A 20,278-nucleotide genomic window follows, 5' to 3' on the forward strand; every position below is an offset into this window, starting at 1 on the left:
GGGCGTGAACTTGTCGTGGTCGACCGCTGGTTCCCGAGCTCGAAGCTGTGCGGAGCCTGCGGAACGGTCCGTGAGAGTCTGCCGCTGCACGTCCGTGAGTGGACGTGCGGCTGCGGCGTGACGCATGACCGTGACGTGAACGCGGCGAAGAACATTCTCGCGGCCGGGCTGGCGGTGTCTGCCTGTGGAGACGGTGTAAGACCTCAACGGGAATCCTCCCGGACGGGGCAGTCGTCGGTGAAGCAGGAACCCCAGCGGGCGACCGCTGGAATCTCCCGCCTTTAGGCGGGGGAGGAAGTCAAGAACGGCTCCAGGTGTCGGAGGTGTGGGGTGTCTCTGAAGTGCCGGGCCCTTCGGCGGAGGTCGGGGCATTCGCGCGCTGCGGGCCGGGGTCCGGGATGTCCGCGCTTCGAGGGGTGCCCGAGTGGCCCGCGCGGTCGAAGGGCCCTGAGGCGGCGGATCAGGGAGAGGCGGACCGGGAGGAGACCGTGGCGCGGGCCTCGTCCCAGGTGGGCTGTGCCGCCGTACCGCCGTGCGCCCGCGTCGACAGCGAACCGCAGGCGGCGGCCACGGTGAGCGCGGAGGGCAGGTCGAGACCCCGCAGGGTCGCGGCGACGAATCCGGCGTCGAAGCTGTCGCCCGCGCCGACGGTGTCCACGGGGTCGACGGGCACGGCCGGTGCGTGTGACAGCCGTGTCCCCGCGCACGCGAGGGTTCCGTTCGCGCCGTCCTTGACGACGACCGTCGGTCCCCGGCCGGCCAGGAGGAGGGCGGCCGGGGCCAGTTCGGTCTCCCCGGACAGGGCGGACGCCTCCGCCGCGTTGGGCAGCAGGAAGTCGGTGAACCTCAGCACCGGGTCCAGGAGCCGGCGGTCCCATCGCCCGGCGGGGTCGTCATTGGTGTCGAGGGACGTGGTCGCGCCCGTCTGTCGAGCCTGGGCGAACACCGTGCCCAGCGACCGTGCCAGACGGGGCATCAGGAAGAAGGACGCCGCGTGCACGTGCCGGGAGGCCGCGAGCAGGTCCCGCGGCACGTCCTCGGGGCCGGTCGCCGTGAGACAGCCCGGCGCGGTGAGGATGGCACGGTCCCCGTCCCCGGCCGTGACGACCGTCGTGAGCGGGGTGGGCAGGACCGGGTCCGTGACCAGGAAGCCGACGTCGACGCCGCGTCCGGCGAGCGCCTCGCGCACGAAGGCGCCCGCGGGATCGTCACCGACCCGGCCCGCGAACGCGACCCGCAGCCCGAGCCGAGCGGCCCCGCACGCCATGATCGCCGCGGAGCCGCCGAGCACCAACGCGGCGTGTTCCACGAGCTGTTCGCGCTGCCCGAACATGAGGGGGCCGCGCAGCGGGCCGACCACGACATCCGGATTGGCGTCGCCCATGACCAGGAGATCGAAGGATTTCATGCCGGCTAGCCCTTCAGCCCGCTCGAAGTCAGTGACTGGACAAAGGTCTTCTGCGCGAGGAGGAACGCGACCAGGACGGGCAGCACGGTGATCACATTCCCCGCCATCACCGCCGACCACCGCGTGTGGTGCTGTCCCTGGAACGTCGTCAGACCGAGTTGCAGCGTGTACCGGGTGTCGTGGTTGATCGCGATGAGCGGCCAGGACAGGTCGTTCCAGGTGCTCAGGAACGTCAGCACCGCGACGGTGGCCAGCGCGGGCCGGGCCAGCGGCAGCACGATCGAGAACAGCACCCGCAGCCGCGAACAGCCGTCGATCCAGGCCGCCTCCTCCATCTCCCGGGGCAGGGCGAGGAAGAACTGCCGGAACAGGAAGACCGCGAACGGGGTGACGAGCGAGGGCACGATCAGCGCGCCGAGCGTGTCGATGAGCCCCAGCTCCTTCATCACCAGGAACGTCGGGATCATCGTGAGCTGGAAGGGGATCACCATCGTCGCCAGCATCAGGCCGAGCAGCGCCCGTGATCCGGCGAACCGCATCCGCGCGAAGGCGTAGCCGCCCAGTGCCCCGAGCAGCAGATTCGACAGGACGGCCGCCAATGCGACGATCAGTGAATTGGCGAACCAGCGGGGGAACATCGCGTTGCCGAGCACATAGCGGTAGCCGCCCAGGTCGACGCCCTTCGGCCACAGCGCGGGCGGGAACCGGTTGATCTCCGCGTTGGACATCACCGAGCTGAGCACCAGCCACACCAGCGGCAGCGCGAAGCACAGAGTGAGCGGCGCCAGCAGCAGATGCCAGGCGCTCACCTTCCGGGAGGCGGTGGGTGAACTCATCGGACCGCTCCTTCCGTACGGGCCTGTCGGCGCCGTGCGAGGTGCAGCGCCCCGCCCGCCACCAGGAGGGCGGCCGCCAGGACGTACGCCGCCGCGGCCCCGTAGCCGGCCGTGAACATCTGGAACGCCTGCTGCCAGACGAAGTAGACGACCACGCCGGTCGAGCCGAGGGGCCCGCCCTTCGTCGTCACATAGATCAGGTCGAAGACCTGGAGTGCCGTGATCAGCTGCCACAGCAGCAGGAACACGGTGACCGGGGTGAGGGTCGGCAGGGTGATGTGGCGCAGCACCCGCCAGCGGCCCGCCCCGTCGATCCGGGCGGATTCCACGAGTTCGGGAGGGACGTCCTGGAGTGCGGCCAGATAGACGACCACACAGAAGCCGACGCCGCTCCACAGCGAGATCAGCACCAGCAGATAGATCGCCTGGTCCGGGTCGGTGAGAAAGCCCTGAGGGGACAGGCCGATCTTGTGCAGCAGGGAGTTCGCGGCGCCGAACTCCGGATCGAGGATGAACGAGAAGAGCACGCCCTGCGCGGTCGCCGACACCACGAACGGAACGAAGATGAGCGTGCGGTAGAGGCCGATGAAGCGGATACGGCGGTTCAGCGCCAGGGCGAGCACCAGCCCGCCGAGCAGGCTGAGCGGCACGTACAGGGCGGAGTAGAGCAGCGTATTGCCCACGGCCGTTCGGAAGTTGGGGTCCTGGACCAGCGCCCGGTAGTTGTCGAGGCCGACCCAGCGGCCGGGGGTGACCAGATCGTCGGCCCGGAAGGAGAGCAGCAGCGACCAGATGACGGGCACGATGCTCAGACCCAGGATCACGACGACCGCCGGGCTGATGAACCCCCAGGCGGTGGCCGTCTCGCGACGGGCCCGGCGGCGTGCGGCGCGGCGTGCGGCGGCCGGGCTCACCGCGGCGCCGGGTGCGAGTGTGAGGGCGCGGGGAAGAGTGGACATGACGGCCTCCTTCACCTGGAAGTCAGGTGGGAACGTCGGAAGTCGAGGTCACCGGGGGATGAGCAGGGCGGCGTCGGCCTTGTCCGCGCACCGGTGGATGGCGTGGGCGGGGGAGTCCTTGCCGAGCAGGACCGAGATGATCGCCTCGCCGAGGGCCTGGGAGATCTGCGGGTAGGCCGCGTGCACCGGCCGGACCCGGGCGGAATCGAGCGCGTCGGTGAACACGTCGAGTCCCCTGGTCGTCGCGGAGTGGGCGCGCCACTCCGGCCGCCGGGCGGTGCCCGAGCTGAGCGGCAGGCTGCCGGCCGAGATGCCCCAGCGCGCGTCCTGGGCCGGCCGGCTCATCCAGCGGACGAACTCGACGGCGGCCCGGGAACGGGCCGCGCCGTTGTCGAACACGGTCCAGGTGTCGGGTCCGGAGATGGTGACCGGCGTGCCGTTGTAGGTCGGCAGCGGGACGACGTCGTAGTCGACCTTCGCGGTGATGATGTCCGGAAGCTGCCAGGGCCCGGTCGCCACCATGGCCATACGGCCGCCCAGGAAGACCTGGTACATCTGCTCGCCGCCCGGCTTCGGGTCGACGTACACGCTCTTGTCGCGGGTCAGCCGGGCGAGGGTCTCCAGTGCCTGGGTGCCCTGCTCGGCGAATCCGATGCCCTGGCCGTCGGCGGCGACCACGTCGCCGCCCAGGTCCCAGATCATCGGCCACAGCCGCCAGACGGTGTCCTCGTCGCCCGTGCCCGGCCATCCGGTGCCGAACACCCCGCGCCCGGAGTCTGTCAGCCGCCGCGCGGTGTCGGTGAACTCGTCCCAGCTCCAGCCCGGCTCCGGGAAGGGGACTCCGGCCTGCTGGAACAGCTTCTTGTTGTAGACGACGGCCAGCGAGTCGAGCACCGCCGGGGCGGCGCGCACCTTGCCGTTGACGGTGACCGCGTCCCGTACCGGAGCCCAGAAGGAGTTCCAGGGCGGGTCGCCCTCCCGCAGCGCGGACGTCAGGTCGACGACCCGGGGGCTGCGCGCGACGCTGGCCAGGTCCGAGCCGAAGACGTAGGCGATGTCGGGGTAGGAGCCGGCGGCGAGCGCGGCCGTCACCTTCTGGAGCATCGCGTCGGCCAGCACCCCGCCGCCCGAACTGTCCACGCGGATGCGTGGATGGGTGCGGTTGAACTCGGCCACCAGCCCCTCCACGACCTTCCTGGCCGTGTCGTTCTGGCCGTGCCACAGCTCGACGGTCACCCGGCCGTCGGCACCGACGCCGTCCGAGGGGCCGGCGCAGCCCGCGATCGCTCCGGCGGCCGCCGCGCCCAGAAGCAGCCGGCGCCGCGGAATCATGCCTGTCATCCCAGCCCCCGTCAGCGGGTTCTGCGGACGTAGTCCGCGCTGCCGGGCGTCGAGACCAGTACGTCCCGCCGTACGATGCTCAGCCGGTCACCGAAGGCCGAACGGGCCTTGCGCAGACCGCTGTCGGTGTACTCGATCACGACCACGCGGTCGTGGAACGCCTTCGCGTACGCCCCGCACTCGTCGTACTCTCCGCACTCCTCCGCCACCGCGAAGTCGAGCCCGGTCCGCGACCTGAGCCCCGCCAGTTCGACGGTGTTCTTCTGCCCGATCGCCAGATGCCGGGCGTGCGCGTGCTGCGACAGCAGGCGGATGAACGCGGTGGCGTCGTCCGCGGTCAGCAGCTTCCTGGAGCGGGTGTAGCTGTCGAAGTTGTCCGGTTCGACCGCGTCGAATCCCTTCCGGGCGCAGTCGTCGATCCACCGGTCGACGCGCGCGGCCACCCGTTTGCGCTTGGCCGGCGTGCGGATGTCGAGCAGCGCCTCGTTCCAGTCCTCGTCGACGACGACCTTGCCGTGCGCGTCCCGCAGCAGCAGGTCGGCGGGCCACTGCCCGCGTTCCTCCGGCTGTGCCTGGAACGCGTTGACGTAGCAGATGTTGTACAGGCCCGGCGCGGGGGACGCCGCGCGGTCGCGGCTGACGATGCGGACACCGGCGGCCGGGGGATAGGCGCCGCCGATCTGGTAGTCGAAACCCGCGTGGAGCGGCGGGAGTTTCACGGCGGTCGCCGTCCGGTCGGGGCGGTGCGTCGGTTTCGGTGAACCGGCCGCCGTTCCGACCCGCGCCGAGGGTTCGGCCGGGGTTCTGGAGGGCGCCGGGGAGGCGGCCGGGGTCCTGGACGTCCTGCTCGGGCTCTTCGGCGATGCGCTCGCATTCTTTCCCGAGTCGCAGCCCGTGAGGGTCATAAGACCGGCCAGGGCAGTGGCTGTACCCAGAATTCCGGCGCGGAGAACACGTTTGACGGGGGGCATGTCCGCTCCATCAATCGCGAGTACGTCCCCGCCTCGGACGCTGCGCGCGATCCTGGCGACTTTGGCCGGACTTGAACCTAGTCCGCTACCGGCTGGGCGTACCTCTGCGTGCCGGGTCGCACCACGGCACGCCAGGATCAAATCGTGCATGCCCGACTTCGTCAAGGGGCGGCCCCGGCCACGGGGCACGCCGCGGCCGCTGCTCCGCCGGCCGGAGCGCGGGCCGGTCACTCGACGGATGCCGCCGCCGGGGAAGTGCCCCGATGCTGGCCGGGCGCCCGTCGGGAGGCCGGGCACGGCCATGGAGCGGACCGCGGGGACATCGAGGAGAGCAGGCACGCCATGCCCATCGGAATCATCGGCGCCGGAGCCGTCGGCCGGGCCCTCGCGGGGCGGTTCGTCCGGGCGGGCGAGCAGGTGGTCATCAGCAACAGCCGTGGCCCCGCGTCGCTGCGGGACCTCGCCGCCCGGACCGGACCCGCGCTGAGACCCGCCACCGTCGGCGAGGCCGCGGACCAGGAGATCGTCGTCCTCGCCGTGCCGTGGCGCCGGCTCGGCGAGGCGGTGGCCGCGGCGGACGTCACCGACTGGCAGGAGCGGATCGTCGTCGACACCACCAACCCGCTGGGCCCGCCGGACTTCCGGGCCCCCGACCTCGGCGGCCGCGTCTCCAGTGAGATCGTCGCCGACCTGGTGCCCGGCGCACGGCTGGTCAAGGCCTTCAACACGCTGCCGCCGGACGTCCTCGGCGCCGATCCGCTGACTTCGGCGGGACGGCGTGTGATCTTCCTCTCCGGCGACCACGCCCGCGCCAACGAACGCGTCGCCCGTCTCGCCCGGCGCGTGGGCTGGGCCGCGACGGATCTCGGCCGACTCGCGGACGGCGGGCGTCTGCAGCAGTTCCCCGGCGGTCCGCTCGCCGCACTGAAACTCGTCATGGAGCCCTGACCTGACGCTTTATTGTCAGGACATGACCGGAGAGCGCATCGCACTGGCCGTGCACGAGCACGGCGGAGACGGACCACCCCTGCTCCTCCTGCACGGAGCGGGACGCACGCTCGCCGACTGGGCCGCCGTCGCCCCGCTGCTCGTCCCCCACCACCGGGTGCTCGCCGTCGACCTGCGCGGACACGGCCGCTCACCCGCGGGCACCTGGAGCCTCCCGGAAGTGCTCGCCGATCTCGAACGGGTCCTGGAGCGGTACGACATCCCCCACGCGCTGCCCGTCGGCCACTCCCTCGGTGGGATGCTCGCCGTGCTCCACGCGTCGCGGCACCCGGACGTCACGCCCGGCGCGGTGAACCTCGACGGGTACGGATGGGGCCGCCCCGACCAGTACGTGGGACTCGACACCGCGTACGTCGAGGAACGCCTCCTGCAGGTACGGAAGTTGGCGCATGCCAGGTTCGGCCTCCCGCTCCCGGCCGACGGGTTGCGGGAGCTGCTCGCACGGCAGCGCGAGGTGTCCGGGCAACTGGGCATCCCCTACGAGCTGCTGGAGGCGGGCGCCGTGCGGTCGCTGCGGGAGCGGCCCGACGGAACGTTCGACGTGGGACCGGAGCAGGAACACGCTCGGGAGATGCTCGCCGCGATCGACTCGCTCGACCTCTTCGCCCTGTTCCGCGGCACGCCCGTACCCCAGCTCATCGGGCGCGCGCTGCGGCCCGGTCCGGCGATCCACGGGATGGACTGGTTCGACGCGCTGATGGCCGCCTACGCGCGGGGACTCGCCCGGGATCTGGCCCGGCTGGCCGAGGAGCGCGCCGATGTGGCGGTCGTCGAGATCGACGCAAGCCACGCGATGCTCCTGGAGAACCCGAAGGCCGTCGCCGACGCCGTCCTCGCCTTCACCTCCACGGCGATCCCCGGACCCGCCGAATGACGCCGGCCGGAGACGAGTGGATCGTCGGCCGCGACCGGGAATTGACCCTGCTGGCCCGCCTGGTGGACGAACTCGCGGCGGGCGGCTCGGAGTCCTTGGTGGTGACGGGCGGCCCCGGCGCGGGCAAGAGCGTCCTGCTGGACGCCACGGCCCGCACCGCGCGGCGGGCCGGCGTACGGGTGCTGCGCTGCCGGGGCAGCGAAGGGGAGTCCGAGCTGGCGTTCGCCGGACTGCACCAACTCCTGCGCCCCGTCCTCGACCTGGCCGGCGGCCTCCCCCCGCGCCAACGCACAGCGCTGCTGGGCGTGTTCGGACTCGACGACTGCACCGAACCGGCGTCCGACCCGATGCTGACCGCGCTCGGCGCCCTGACCCTGCTCTCCGACGCCGCCGAACGGGCCCCCGTCCTGCGCGTCGTCGACGACGCGCACTGGATGGACCTGGGCACGCTCGACGTCCTCGCCTTCGTGGCCCGGCGCCTGGAAGGCGAGCCGGTCACCCTGGTCCTGGCGGCCCGCGACACCGACGTACCCCCTCAATTTGCCCGGGAAATACGGCAGTTGACGGTCGACCCGCTCGATCAGGCGTCCGCCGCGCTCCTTCTCGACCACCAGCCGCAACCACCAGCGGGACGAGCCCGCTCGCACGTCCTCGAACAGGCCGCGGGCGTCCCTGCTGGCCGAACCGGACGACGCCGAGCGGCACTTCGAGTGGGCCCTGGCCGATCCGGCGGGGGACCAGTGGCCCTTCGAGCGGGCCCGGGTCCGCCTCGACGACGCTGAGTGGCTGCGCCGCCGCCGGCGTGCCGTGGCCGCCCGCCCGCTGCTCGGCGCCGCGCTGCACGTCTTCGAGCGGCTCGGCGCCCACCCCTGGACCGAACGGGCCCGCGCGGAACTCCGGGCCGCCGGCGTCACCCCCGGCACCACGTCCCGGACCTCCCTCGACGCCCTCGCCGAACTGACCGCGCGGCAGGTCCAGATCGCCCGTCTCGCCGCGGCCGGACTCACCAACCGGGAGATAGGGGAACGCATCTTCCTCTCCCCGCGTACGGTCGGCTTCCACCTGTACCGGGTCTTTCCCAAACTCGGCATCACCTCCCGGGGCCAACTCCGGGACGCGCTAGCCGACTTGCCGGAGTAGTCCGCCCTTGGCGCGGACCGGCCGGCGGGAGGTCCTCGACCGTCCTCCGACCGTCCCTTCGCACCGTGCCGCTCATGCCTCACGCCAGGCCGATACCCGGTCCGGGGGAAGCCTGCGCGCGTGACGCCGGCGGGCCCGCACCGGATGCGCCACCTCAGTGACGCGGCGGATGCGGGGGAGGGGGTGGCAGCGTCGTGACGTCCGGTGCCGGCTCGGGCCAGACGAGCAGCACCGGACAGGGCGCGTGGTCCACGACGAAACGCCCGGCCGGTCCCAGACTGTGCGGGCCCAGCCGGCTGCGGTCGCCGTCGCGGGCCAGCACGAGCAGATCGGCCCCCTCGGCCGCGGCGACCACCTCCCGCTCGACCCGGCCGGCGCGCTCCAGCCGCGTCGCCGGGCCGCCCAGCCGCGCGGCCGCCGTGTCCAGGAGCTCCGCGCCCGAGATCGTACCGAGGGATTCCAGGAGGTCGCCCGGGTCGGACTCGGAGCGTCCGCGGCCGAGGAGCCCCGCGAAGGCGCCGTGCGCGAGACCGGGCACCCCGGGGTCCGCGACGTGCAGCAGCACCACGTCCGTCGCACCGGGAGCGTGCGTGTGTACGGCGTCCACGCACGCGGGCCATGTTCCCTCGACCAGCCAGACGACCACCCGCATACCCATCAGCCTCCGATGACGTGGAGCGAGACCCACAGCGCCAGTACGGCGGGAACCAGCGCCGCGGGCACGGCGATCAGGCCCAGCCGGGTGAACTCCTTGAGGTCGACGCCGTGTTCGTGCTGATGCACGATACGCCGCCACAGCAGCGTCGCCAGGGAACCGGCGTACGTCAGATTGGGCCCGATGTTGACGCCGAGCAGGACGGCCAGCACCGCGCCCGCACCCGAGTCGGCGGCCAGCGGCAGCAGGACGAGGACCGCGGGCAGGTTGTTGATCAAGTTGGCCAGCACGGCCGCGAGCGCGGCGATGCCGAGCAGCGCGGGCAGCGAGCTGCCGTCCGGCAGGAGCCGGTCGAGGGCGTCGGCCAGACCGTTGTCGACCACCGCGCGGACGACGATGCCGAGCGCGAGAACGAAGGCGAGGAAGGACGGCGCGGCTGCCCGCACCACGGTGAACGGGGTGGCGCGGCGGCGGACGAGGGCACGGGTGGCCAGGACGAGTGCCCCCGCCGCCGCGGACCAGGCCGGATCGAGGCCGGCCACCGAGGCGACGACGAAGCCGGCCAGGGTGCAGCCCACGGTGATCAGCGCGAACAGCGGCACGTCCGGAGGTTCCTCCGCCCGACCGGGGAGCGCGCCCGCCCCGAGGTCACGGGCGAAGAAGCGCCGGAAGACCACGTACTCGGCGCCGATCGCGACCAGCCAGGGCAGCACCATCAGCGCGGCGAACCGGGTGAAGCTCAGACCGCTGGCCGTGAACGCGAGCAGGTTGGTGAGGTTGGAGACCGGCAGGAGCAGTGAGGCGGTGTTCGACAGGTGGGTGCAGGCGTACACATGCGGTTTCGGGCGGGCCCCCATTCGCGCGGCCGTCGCGAACACGACCGGCGTGAGCAGCACGATGGTGGCGTCCAGGCTGAGTACCGCCGTGATCGCCGAGGCGAGGACGAAGACCGCCGTCAGCAGCCGGCCGGGCTGTCCCGCGGCCCAGTGGGCCATCCACGCGCCACAGGCGCGGAAGAGCCCCTCGTCGTCGCAGAACTTGGCCAGGACGAGGACCGCCGCCAGGAAGCCGATCACCGGACCCAGGTGCGCGGCCTCCGCGCGGACGTGGTCCCAGGAGATGGCCCCCGTGGCCAGGACCAGCCCCGCGGCGGGCACCGCCACGACCGCCTCCGGCCAGTTGAACGGCCGCACCACCGCGCACACGAGGACGGCCGCGAGCAGGACGACGGACAGTGCCTCGGCGAACGGACTGCCCAGAGCGGCGGCGAGCGGCGCGGCGACATGGGTACCGAGCCCGGGGGAGAGCGGTGCGGTGACATGGTTGCCGGTGCCGGCGGAGAGCGCCTCGGCGAGGGGGGTGCCGGCTGTGCCGGAGACTCCTTGGACGAGCGGGCTGTTCAGGATTCGGTCCTCCGGGCGGTGATGGCGGCGCGCTCCCATCACATCAGACGAGACCTCTCCCGCCCCTCAGCACCCTCGCGCCGCGTCGCCGGTCTGCCCCGCCCTCGCTCCCGAACGGCTTCACGCCGAGTCGGCGAATGCGCCCTGCGCGTCGCTCCTGCGATGCCGGCGCGCCGCGTCGGCGTCCTGGCCCGTCCTCGCCCCCGAACGGACCGCCGGGCCATGAGCGCCGCTCACTCTTCGCCGACGAGTGACAGCTCCGCCCAGATCGTCTTGCCGTCCGGTGTGTGCCGGCTGCCCCAGCGCTGGGTGAGCTGGGCGACGAGGAGCAGCCCGCGCCCGCCCTCGTCGGAGGATTTCGCACGCCGCAGATGCGGCGCGGTATGGCTGCTGTCCGAGACCTCGCAGATCAGGGTCTCGTCGTCGTGGATGAGTCGCAGCCGAATCGGTGACTCGCCGTAGCGGATGGCGTTGGTGACGAGTTCGCTCACCACGAGCTCGGCCGTGAAGGTGGCCCCGGTCAGCTCCCAGACCTCCAGCTGGTCGGCGACCTGCTTGCGGATCGGCGCGACGAGAGCGGGGTCGGCGGGGATGTCCCAGGTGGCCACGTGGGAAGCGGCGAGGCCATGGGTACGGGCGAGCAGCAGCGCCACGTCGTCCGGTGCTCCGCCCGCCGGAAGCAGCGCCTGGAGGATCGCGTGCGCCGCCCCCTCGAGGGACTGCGACGACTCCTCCAGCGCCCGGCACAGGAGCCGGTGGCCGGTGTCGAGGTCCCGTTCGCGGCTCTCGAGCAGGCCGTCGGTGTACAGCGCGAGCACCGTGCCCTCGGGCAGGTCGAGCTCGATGGACTCGAAGGGCAGCCCGCCCAGGCCGAGCGCCGGACCGGGCGGCACGTCGATCTCCCGGGGCACGCCGTTCGGCAGCAGGACGACGGGCGGCGGATGGCCCGCCCGGGCGAGGGTGCAGCGCCGGGAGACCGGGTCGTACACGGCGTAGATGCACGTGGCGCCGACCTCCCCGGTGGTGCCCTCGGAACCGGCCTCGGCGGACAGCCGGACGACGAGGTCGTCGAGGTGGGTGAGCAGCTCGTCCGGAGCCAGGTCGATGTCGGCGAGCGTACGGACGGCGGTGCGCAGCCGGCCCATCGTCGCCGAGGCCTGGATGCCGCTGCCGATGACATCGCCGACGACCATGGCGACCCGCATCCCGGACAGCGGGATCACGTCGAACCAGTCACCGCCCACCCCGGCACGCGCCGCGGGCAGATAGCGCGACGCCGCCTCCAGGGCCGCCGTCCGCGGGAGGGACTGGGGAAGCAGGCTGCGCTGCAGGGCGAGCGCGGTCTGCCGCTCACGGGAGAAGCGGCGGGCGTTGTCGATGCAGACGGCCGCCCTGGCCGTGACCTCCTCGGCGAGCAGCACGTCGTCGGCGGTGAAGGGCTCGGGCCGCCGGAACCGGCTGAGGACGGCCACCCCGAGGGTCCGGCCGCGGGCCCGGACGGGCACCGACATGGTGGTGTGGATGCCGTACTCCCGGACGCGCTTGCCGCGGACCTCGTCCCAGCTCAGCCACTCCTCCAGCGTGCCGTCCGCGTTGGGCGCGACGAGTGGCCGGCCGACGATCAGGGAGTCGGCCTGCGGGGAGGACGCGGGGTAGACGTCGACGTCGCCGGGTTCGACGACCGCTTCGGGGCTGCCCGGGTTCACCGACTGGTGGGCGGCGCGGCGGAGCGTGACCGGGGCGGCCGGCGGCTCGACACCGTACTCGCCGCCGTTCTCCGGGGGGTCCAGCAGATCGACGCTGACGAAGTCGGCGAGGGCGGGAACACAGACGTCGGCCAGTTCCTGGGCCGTCCGGGTGACGTCGAGGGTGCTGCCGATGCGCACGCTCGCCTCGTTGACCAGCTGGAGCCGCTCGCGCGCCCGGTACTGCTCGGTGAGGTCGTGGGCGGCCACACACACGCCGTGCACCGTCCCGTCGGAGTCGGTCAGCGGTGCGATCCTCGCGAGCCAGTGGTGCGCCCGGTCGTCGCCGCCGCCGCGCCCGTACGTCTCCACGTCGCGCCCGCGGCCGGAGACGAGGACGTCGGCCATCTCGCGCTCCAGCTGCTCACCGGTCCGCGGGTCGCCGATCTCGGAGGCCCGCAGGCCCCGGATACGGTCCTCCGGGAGGCCGATCACCTCGGACATCGCGTCATTGACGCCGTACAGCCGCAGCCGTTCGTCGTAGACGGCCATGGCGCAGGGCGACTGGGCGAGGACCGCGCGGACCAGCGGGGTGTCCAGGGCGCGGGGCCCGTGGCCGTCCAGTGGGGTGACCACGAGCCAGTCGCCGCTCTGCTCGAGGCGGTGGGCGAGCAGCCACACGGACAGGACACGGCCGTCGCGGTGACGCAGGGCGAGCACCCCGTTCCAGTGCTTGCGGGTGGGTCCCGGTGGTGCGGTGGTGTCGGGGGAGACGAGGAGTTCCGCCGCCGGGCGGCCCTCGACCTCCTCGGGCGCGTACCCCAGGAGCCGCCGGGCGCCCTCGCTCCAGCGGATCAGGGTGCCGTTCTCGTCGATGACCGCCCGTGCAGTGGCGGCCTCGTCGAGGGGGTGGACCGGGCTCATCGTCGCCACTTTCCCTTGTGCACACTCACAGTGAACAAGCGCGTCATCCGGGTTCCAGCCTAGTGGCTGGGCACCCCGCGCACCGCCGAACCCGGACGGCCCGGACAGCCATTCGTACGGTGAGTTTTCGGCCGATGCGACCGGCGGGACGGAAGTGACCGCCTGCCCCTTGACTCCGCCGCATACCCCACCGTCAGAATCTGTTTGTTCACGATCAGTTGTGATGACTTATGGGAACTGGTGAGGGAGACGCCGTGACGGTCACGCGCAGATCGGTATTGATCGCAGGAACGGCCGTACCCGCCGTCGGCACGCTCTCCGGCGTCGCCGAAGCCCGGCCGGTGTCCCCCGAGCACGCCGCGGGACGCCGCACACTCCCGCTGCGCGACGGCTGGCGTTTCGCGCTGGTCGACGCGGGCGGCATCACCGACCCGACCGGCACCTACACAGGGGCCGAGCGGCCCGGCTACGACGACTCGGCGTGGCGGGCCGTGGCGGTACCGCACGACTGGAGCATCGAGCAGACCCCCACCACGGAGCACGGCACCACGAGCGGCACCGGGTTCTTCCCCGGCGGCCTCGGCTGGTACCGCACCTCCTTCACCCTGCCGCCCGCCTTCGCCGGCAAGCGGATCTCCGTGGAGTTCGACGGTGTGTACATGGACGCCTCCGTGTACTGCAACGGCGAGGAGGCCGGCCGCCACCCGTACGGATACACCGGCTTCGCCTTCGATCTGACCGGCTCGCTGCACACGGACGGCAGCACCGCGAACGTCATCGCGGTCCAGGTCCGCAACCAACTCCCCAGCAGCCGCTGGTACTCGGGCAGCGGCATCTACCGCGAGGCCCGGCTGGTCGTGACGGAGGCGATCCATGTCGCGCGCTGGGGGACATGTGTCACGACACCGGAGGTCGGTGGGGACCGGGCGGTCGTCCGGGCCCGGACGACCGTCGTCAACGAGTCCGGTGCCCCGGCCGACGTGCGGGTGATCTCGACCGTCATCGGCCCCGACGGCCGGACCGCCGCCCGAACGAGCGGCACGGTCACGGTCGGCGACCGGATCGAGGAGACCCACGAACTCACCGTCGACAAGCCGAAGCTGTGGGACTTCGCGACCCCGGAGCACCGCTACACGCTGGAGACCGAACTGCGCGTCGGGGGCACCGTCGTCGACACCTTCCGCACGCCGTTCGGCATCCGCACGTTCCGCTTCGACCCGGACGAGGGCTTCCACCTCAACGGCGTCCACGCCAAGATCAAGGGCGTCGACCTGCACCACGACCAGGGCGCGCTCGGCGCGGCGGTCAGCATCGACGCAGTACGCCGCCAGCTGACCATCATGAAGTCGATGGGCGTCAACGCCTTCCGCACCTCCCACAACCCGCCCTCGCCGCAGATCGTCCAGGTCTGCGAGGAACTGGGCATCGTGATGATGGTGGAGGCCTTCGACTGCTGGCGGACCGGCAAGACGACCTACGACTACGGCCGCTTCTTCGACGAGTGGGGCGAGAAGGACGCCACCGAGATGGTCCTCGCGGCCCGCAACTCGCCGGCCGTGGTGCTCTGGTCCATCGGCAACGAGGTGCCCGACTCCACCTCCACCGCCGGTCTCGCCATGGCCGACCGGATCATCGGCGCCATCAGGGCCGCGGACGACACCCGCCCGCTCGTCATCGGCTCGGACAAATACCGCCGCCTTCCCGCGAAGGGCTCCGCGGCCGACCTCATGCTCGCCAGGCTCGACGGCCTCGGCCTGAACTACAACACCGCCAAGTCGGTGGACGCCCTGCACGCCGCCTACCCCCGGCTGTTCCTCTTCGAGTCCGAGTCGTCCTCCGAGACCTCGACCCGCTCCGCGTACCAGGAGCCGGAACACCTCAACACCGGGGAGAACCACACCCCGGGCAGGCGCGCGGTCTCCTCCTACGACAACAACCTCGCCTCCTGGACGATGAGCGGCGAGTACGGACACAAGAAGGACCGCGACCGCGCCTGGTTCGCGGGCCAGTTCCTGTGGTCCGGCATCGACTACATAGGCGAACCCACGCCGTACGACGTCTTTCCGGTGAAGGCATCCTTCTTCGGAGCGGTCGACACGGCCGGTTTCCCGAAGGACTTGTACCACCTGTTCAAGAGCCAGTGGACGAGCGAGCCCATGGTCCATCTGCTGCCCATGAGCTGGAATCACACGGTGGGGGACACCGTCGAGGTCTGGGCCTACGCGAACGTCGACACCGTCGAGCTGTTCCTCGACGGGAAGTCCCTCGGCACGCGGACGTTCGACACCAAGAAGACCATCGACGGGCGTACGTACCTGGAGACCACGGAAGCGACCGGCGACGACAAGACCTTCACCGGCGGCCCGTACCCCGGGAGTTACACGAGCCCGAACGACAGCGCGGGCAAACTGCATCTCACCTGGAAGGTCCCCTTTGCGCCAGGGGAGTTGAAAGCGGTGGCGCGGCGCGGCGGCAGGGCGGTCGCGACGGACGTCCTGCGCACGGCCGGGGCCGCCCACGCGATACGCCTGACGCCGGACCGCACCTCGCTCGCGGCCGACGGCCGTTCACTGGTGTTCGTGACCGCCGAAGTGGTCGACGCCCACGGTGTCGTCGTGCCCGACGCGGAACACCCCATCGCCTTCGACGTCGACGGGGGATCGCTCGCCGGCCTCGACAACGGCCGCCAGGAGAGCGCAGAGCGCTATCAGGCGAGCACCCGGACCGCCTTCCACGGCAAGGCGCTCGCCATCGTCCGGTCCGGGACGAAGGCGGGCGCTCTGAAGGTGACCGCGCGGGCGAAGGGGCTGCGGGCGGGCTCCACGACCGTGCGCGCCACCCCGGCAGGACCGGGGGCGAGCACCCCGGTGACGCCGTTCGGGCCCGACCACCCAGCGGCCCCGAACTACCCCTACGCGGACGCCGGTTACTCGGGCCGCCCGGACACCCTGCCGACCGCGATGCTGGACGGCGAGGCGGCCACCGGATGGTCCAACGCCTTCTACAAGTCGGCGACCGCGCTGCTGCCCGCCTTCGGCGGAGCCCGCCCCGAGGACTGGGTGTCGGTCACCTGGGCGCGCCCCCGCCGCGTCGACCGTGTCGAGGTCTCCTTCACCGTCGACGCGACTCACACCCGCCCGGCCTCGGTCGAGGTGTCGGTGTGGGACGGGAAGCGGTACGCGCCGGTGCGGGGGGCCGCCGTCGACTGGGCCACGGCGTCGGACGCGCCGACCGTGATCACCTTCGACGCGGTACGCGGCTCACGGCTGCGCCTCGTCATGGCGAGCGGGCACCCGGGCGGGGCCGACGGCGGCCTGCGCATCAGCCGCCTGGAGGTCCCGGTCGTCTGAGGGGCCTGGGATGAGGGCCCGCCGCTCAGCTCGCGGTGCTCGACGAAGACCCGCGTCGGGCCGTCGGCGACCGCTCCGGGGCTGCCGGACATGGCTCGCCTCCCTTGATGCGCTCACCACCGCGAGGGGAGGAGCGGGCCCGGATGCGACAGCGGACGGCCGAAGGGTTGCGCACGCCGCCGGGTCGGGTCGGAAGCGGCCCCGTGGGAGGCGCGAGAAGACGGGGTTGGTGGGTCCGGTTCCTTTTCCGGGCGAGCCGGGTCTGTACCTGGTGACCCGTCCACCGCGTCGACGGGTCACGCCCTTCGAACAGGAGAAACGTCATGAACGCCGATTCCGTGGAACTCGCCGGCCAGGTCGCCCGCGCGGCGCGCGGCCTGCGGGACCACACACAGCGGTCAGCCCTCAGCGGCAAGCGTGAACTCCCCACCCCCTGCGCCGACTTCGACGTACACCGGCTCAGTGAGCATCTGCTCGGCGTGCTGGTCACCGGTGCCCGCGCGGCAGCGAAGGAGGCGCCGGCGGCGGACGCCCCGACGGCCCTGACCGAAGCCCCCTGGGTGGTCTTCCCGCCGCTCGTCGACAAGCTCGCCGCCGCCTGGTCCGAGCCGGGCGCCTGGGAGGGGGAGACACCCTTCGCCGGAAGCGTCCGCCCCGCGCCGGTCGCCGGGATGATCACCATCATGGAGCTGACCGTGCACGGCTGGGACCTGGCCACCGCCACCGGTCAGCCGTTCACGGCGGACGACGACGTGATCGCCACCGCCACGGCCGTAGCCGGACAGATCGCCGAGAGTGCCCGCGCCGACGGGGCCTTCGGTCCTGAGGTCGAGCCCGCCCCCGACGCCACGCCCCTGGAGCGGCTGCTCGCCCTGACCGGCAGGAAGACCGTCTGAGCACAGGCCCGGACCCGCGGTCCACCCGGGCCCCCGCCCGGGACCGCGAACCGCGTGGCGCGCACCTCGCCACGCGGTTCCGCCGACTGGGCAGCTCTCGCAGGCTCCGGTACGGACGGTACGGGTACCGGGACGCAAGGGCGCCGACCTGGATGTCCACGGCGCGGCCGACCGGCTGCGGGCCTGGCGGATCTGGGCCTGGCGGATCTGGGCCGGGTGCCCGCGGGCGCGGGCTCGTGCGCCGGACACCGAGCCCCCTCGGGGCCGCCGACCGAGGGCGGGAGGAACGGGGTCGGCGGCCGGTTTCGCGCGGGAGAGCCGCCGTCCCGCGCGGGGCCCCCGAGAAGGGCCGGTCCCAGTGGACTACGGAGATCTGTGCGCCGGGAGCGTGCGAGAGAGCCCGGCGCGTGCGCACGGTTCACACGGGGCGCATGAAATATCGAAAGCCGGTGCGAGCCCGCTGAGTTGCCGCCCCGCTTTTGACATTCTTTCAATAAGTCGATCTTGCCCAGGCGCCTTGTTGGTCATGAGAGTGTTGTGCGAGGGTGAGCCTCCTGCGCTTGGTCAATGGCCGGGTCTGAATCGCTGTTCGCCATTCCCGGCTGTCGACGGGCTCAAAAAGCTCCTGACCGACGGTCGCCGCACGGCCTTCGTCCCCCGGCCGTTTTCCCGGCGCTCCGTCAAAAAGGTCCACACCAATCAGGACTCCTTTTTCGACGGGCAAGCACCTTTTGTGTGCCACCTTGCACCTCGGAAGGAACCCGCTCCCGTGCGCACCCCCCACCCACCGCTTCCCGCTCATCCGCCCAGTGGCGTTCCGGGCGAGTCCGACGAGGACCTCGCCGCGCTGCTGAGAGGCCGGGCGGGGGACGACACCACCCGTCCCGTCGCCCTGTTGACGGCCCGGCACTGGCAGCCGTCGTACGACTACGCGGTGATCTGCCTCGCCACATCGACGCGTGTCGCCTCGATGGTCACCGAGGCCTCCTTCCATCATGTGCTCGGCCGTCTCGCGGAAGGCGAGCCGGCACTCGCGCTGCGGCCCGACCTGCTCGTGAGCGTGAGGGACACGGTCAAGAACTGGTCGGCGGACGATCGGATATCCGACGTCCTGCCGGACTTGAGGAAACCCGCGGGGGGCCGCGGTCTGCGTGCGGCGAAGTCCATGACGGCCGAAAACCGCAAGGTAGCCGAGCGCGCTTTCCTCGCTCTTCCCGGACTCGCCCGCTGTCTGCTGTGGCACACCGAGGTGGAGGCCGAGTCCCTATCCGTCCCCGCCGCCCTTTCGGGCATCGACTCCGACATCGCCGCCGGGGCCTGGGAGCAGGCCCGCGAACAATTCCGCGAGGGCTGTGTTCGCGCCCACCGGGAACTCGCCCCCAGTCGGGAATGCGGTTTCTACAACCGGCTTCTCGACGTACCGATTCGCCGCGGCGGCGCCTTGCTGCCGGATGTCCAGCAGCACCTGGCGGTGTGCTCCTACTGTCGGCACGCTGCCGAGCAACTCAGCCATTTCGAGGGCGAGTTGGGGGTTCTGATCGCCGAGTCCGTGCTCGGCTGGGGCGCCCGGCGCTATCTCGACTCCCGCCCAGGCCGCGCGGGGCAAGCGCTACGCCACCGGAGCGTCTCCCCCTTCGGCGGCAGACGGCAGCGAGGCGGTGGACGCCCCGCCAAGAGCGCACGCTCCGGAGCGTCCGCCCTCGCCGGAGAGAGCGGACGCACCGCGAGCGCCGGGCGCCCCGGGACGGGCGGACGCCACCGGCTGCTGACCCAGCTCTCCTCGACGGGACGCCGCGCCGCCACGTCCGGTGACCGGCCCCAGCAGGCGCTGGTCACCGGAGCCGGTCTGTCGGCCGTCCTGCTGGCGACCGTGCTCGCGGTCAGCCTGTGGCCGAACGAGGAGGGCGGCGCCGACCCCGCGACCACCACCGGCGCGAGCAGCAACCAGACGTTGCCGCCCGCCCCTGGTTCCGGTTCGCCGACCCCGCCCGCCGTGTCCGCGCCGCCCACCTCGGCCGCACTCCCCGCGAACGCCGGACGGACGCGGCTGCGCAATCTGGACGCCGACCTGTGTCTCGACATCCGGGGCGCGCACCTGGGGGAGGGCTCCGGGACCAGGCTGGCGGTGTGCTCGTCCGCCTGGACCCAGCAGTGGTCGTACGAGAGCGACGGGCTGCTGCGCAGCGTCGCCGATCCCGGACTGTGCCTCGAATCGGGCGCCGACAACGGTGTCCTCTTCCTCAGCGGCTGCGTGGCCGAGGACGCGAAGCGGGGCAAGGACATGCGCTACGACCTCACCGCGCAGGGCGAGCTGTTGCTCCGCCGGGACGAGGGACTGGCCGTGACGCCCGCGTCCACGGACCCTGACACCGATGTCGTGGTCAAGGTCCGTGACGGCTCCGACAAGCAGCGGTGGCGGACCGACGGTTCGTCGACCGGCCCCGATTCGCTGTCGATCGCGGGCACGTCGACCAGCTCGCCCCGGCCCACGGGCGAACCCTCGTCCGCCGACGGCACACCTGTCTCGCCGAGCGGGCCCGTGGAGGAACCGCGGGCAGGCGTATCGGCGGACCCGGGGGCCACGTCGGCGGGGACCTATCGGGGACAGCCCAGGGCGGTGACCGTCGCCGACGGCCACCGCGCCGAGCCCGGCCCCCGGCCCGTCCTGTCGCTGCCTCTCCCCGATGTCGTCGGCCTCTCCGAAGCCGTCGAAGTCGCCGGTATAGGCGAGATCATCGGCGGAATCGGCTCGTAGCACTACGGGGCGTCCACGCCACGGGGCCGTGATGCCACGACGAGCGTGATGCCACGACGAGCGTGATGCCACG

The 20,278-nt window shown here is 72.2% G+C and carries 16 protein-coding genes; 8 read left to right on the forward strand and 8 right to left on the reverse strand.

Going from position 1 to position 20,278, the window contains the following annotated elements; genetic code table 11:
* On the forward strand, window positions 1-285 hold a 285-nt coding region (locus tag ACWD68_RS33400; RefSeq protein WP_451810199.1), incomplete at its 5' end, for a zinc ribbon domain-containing protein.
* 175 nt (window positions 286-460) lie between these two features.
* Here the strand turns inward: ACWD68_RS33400 and ACWD68_RS33405 are convergent.
* Genes ACWD68_RS33405 through ACWD68_RS33425 form a run of 5 tightly spaced genes read right to left on the reverse strand, consistent with a single transcriptional unit; the run spans window position 461 to window position 5,449 of the window.
* Entirely contained in the window at window positions 461-1,408 is a 948-nt protein-coding gene (locus ACWD68_RS33405) for a carbohydrate kinase family protein (protein ID WP_451810200.1), read from the reverse strand.
* 5 nt (window positions 1,409-1,413) lie between these two features.
* Entirely contained in the window at window positions 1,414-2,244 is an 831-nt protein-coding gene (locus ACWD68_RS33410; protein ID WP_451810201.1) for a carbohydrate ABC transporter permease, read from the reverse strand.
* Window positions 2,241-3,203, reverse strand: a complete 963-nt coding sequence (locus ACWD68_RS33415) for a carbohydrate ABC transporter permease (protein WP_451810202.1) — start codon at window positions 3,201-3,203, stop codon at window positions 2,241-2,243. Before ACWD68_RS33415 ends, ACWD68_RS33410 begins: the two co-directional genes overlap by 4 nt.
* A gap of 48 nt (window positions 3,204-3,251) precedes the next feature.
* Window positions 3,252-4,544 carry an ABC transporter substrate-binding protein gene (locus ACWD68_RS33420; RefSeq protein ID WP_451810203.1) on the reverse strand — a complete coding sequence of 431 codons (1,293 nt, stop codon included), beginning with the start codon at window positions 4,542-4,544 and terminating at the stop codon, window positions 3,252-3,254.
* Window positions 4,545-4,555: 11 nt separating this feature from the next.
* Window positions 4,556-5,449, reverse strand: coding sequence for an endo alpha-1,4 polygalactosaminidase (locus ACWD68_RS33425; protein WP_451810237.1), 894 nt, complete (start codon window positions 5,447-5,449; stop codon window positions 4,556-4,558).
* Between the two features lie 321 nt (window positions 5,450-5,770).
* Between ACWD68_RS33425 and ACWD68_RS33430 the strand changes: the two genes are divergently transcribed.
* Genes ACWD68_RS33430 through ACWD68_RS33445 form a run of 4 tightly spaced genes read left to right on the forward strand, consistent with a single transcriptional unit; the run spans window position 5,771 to window position 8,537 of the window.
* Window positions 5,771-6,463 carry an NADPH-dependent F420 reductase gene (locus ACWD68_RS33430; RefSeq protein WP_451810238.1) on the forward strand — a complete coding sequence of 231 codons (693 nt, stop codon included), beginning with the start codon at window positions 5,771-5,773 and terminating at the stop codon, window positions 6,461-6,463.
* Window positions 6,464-6,485: 22 nt separating this feature from the next.
* Complete coding sequence (locus ACWD68_RS33435; protein WP_451810204.1) at window positions 6,486-7,397, forward strand: alpha/beta fold hydrolase; 912 nt, start codon at window positions 6,486-6,488, stop codon at window positions 7,395-7,397.
* Window positions 7,394-8,179: an ATP-binding protein gene (locus ACWD68_RS33440; protein WP_451810205.1), complete on the forward strand. Its 786-nt coding sequence runs from the start codon at window positions 7,394-7,396 to the stop codon at window positions 8,177-8,179. The genes ACWD68_RS33435 and ACWD68_RS33440 overlap by 4 nt, the downstream gene beginning before the upstream one ends.
* Before the next feature lie 25 nt (window positions 8,180-8,204).
* Complete coding sequence (locus ACWD68_RS33445) at window positions 8,205-8,537, forward strand: helix-turn-helix domain-containing protein (protein ID WP_451810206.1); 333 nt, start codon at window positions 8,205-8,207, stop codon at window positions 8,535-8,537.
* A 154-nt stretch (window positions 8,538-8,691) separates the two neighbouring features.
* Here ACWD68_RS33445 and ACWD68_RS33450 read toward each other — a convergent pair whose 3' ends face one another.
* The 3 genes from ACWD68_RS33450 to ACWD68_RS33460 all read right to left on the reverse strand — a co-directional run bounded on the left by ACWD68_RS33450 (window position 8,692) and on the right by ACWD68_RS33460 (window position 13,204).
* Complete coding sequence (locus ACWD68_RS33450) at window positions 8,692-9,189, reverse strand: universal stress protein (RefSeq protein WP_451810207.1); 498 nt, start codon at window positions 9,187-9,189, stop codon at window positions 8,692-8,694.
* 5 nt (window positions 9,190-9,194) lie between these two features.
* Window positions 9,195-10,634: an arsenic transporter gene (locus tag ACWD68_RS33455; RefSeq protein WP_451810208.1), complete on the reverse strand. Its 1,440-nt coding sequence runs from the start codon at window positions 10,632-10,634 to the stop codon at window positions 9,195-9,197.
* Window positions 10,635-10,828: 194 nt separating this feature from the next.
* The gene (locus ACWD68_RS33460; RefSeq protein WP_451810209.1) at window positions 10,829-13,204 is read right to left on the reverse strand and encodes a SpoIIE family protein phosphatase; all 2,376 of its coding nucleotides are present in this window, start codon (window positions 13,202-13,204) and stop codon (window positions 10,829-10,831) included.
* Between the two features lie 254 nt (window positions 13,205-13,458).
* On the opposite strand from ACWD68_RS33460, the gene ACWD68_RS33465 reads away from it, so the two are divergent.
* From ACWD68_RS33465 to ACWD68_RS33475, 3 genes are all read left to right on the forward strand, one after another.
* Window positions 13,459-16,554: a glycoside hydrolase family 2 TIM barrel-domain containing protein gene (locus ACWD68_RS33465; RefSeq protein WP_451810210.1), complete on the forward strand. Its 3,096-nt coding sequence runs from the start codon at window positions 13,459-13,461 to the stop codon at window positions 16,552-16,554.
* A gap of 323 nt (window positions 16,555-16,877) precedes the next feature.
* Complete coding sequence (locus tag ACWD68_RS33470; RefSeq protein ID WP_451810211.1) at window positions 16,878-17,450, forward strand: TIGR03086 family metal-binding protein; 573 nt, start codon at window positions 16,878-16,880, stop codon at window positions 17,448-17,450.
* Window positions 17,451-18,219: 769 nt separating this feature from the next.
* The gene (locus ACWD68_RS33475) at window positions 18,220-20,205 is read left to right on the forward strand and encodes an RICIN domain-containing protein (protein ID WP_451810212.1); all 1,986 of its coding nucleotides are present in this window, start codon (window positions 18,220-18,222) and stop codon (window positions 20,203-20,205) included.
* Window positions 20,206-20,278: the final 73 nt, after the last annotated feature.

The sequence above is a fragment of the Streptomyces sp. NPDC005141 genome (assembly GCF_053599975.1).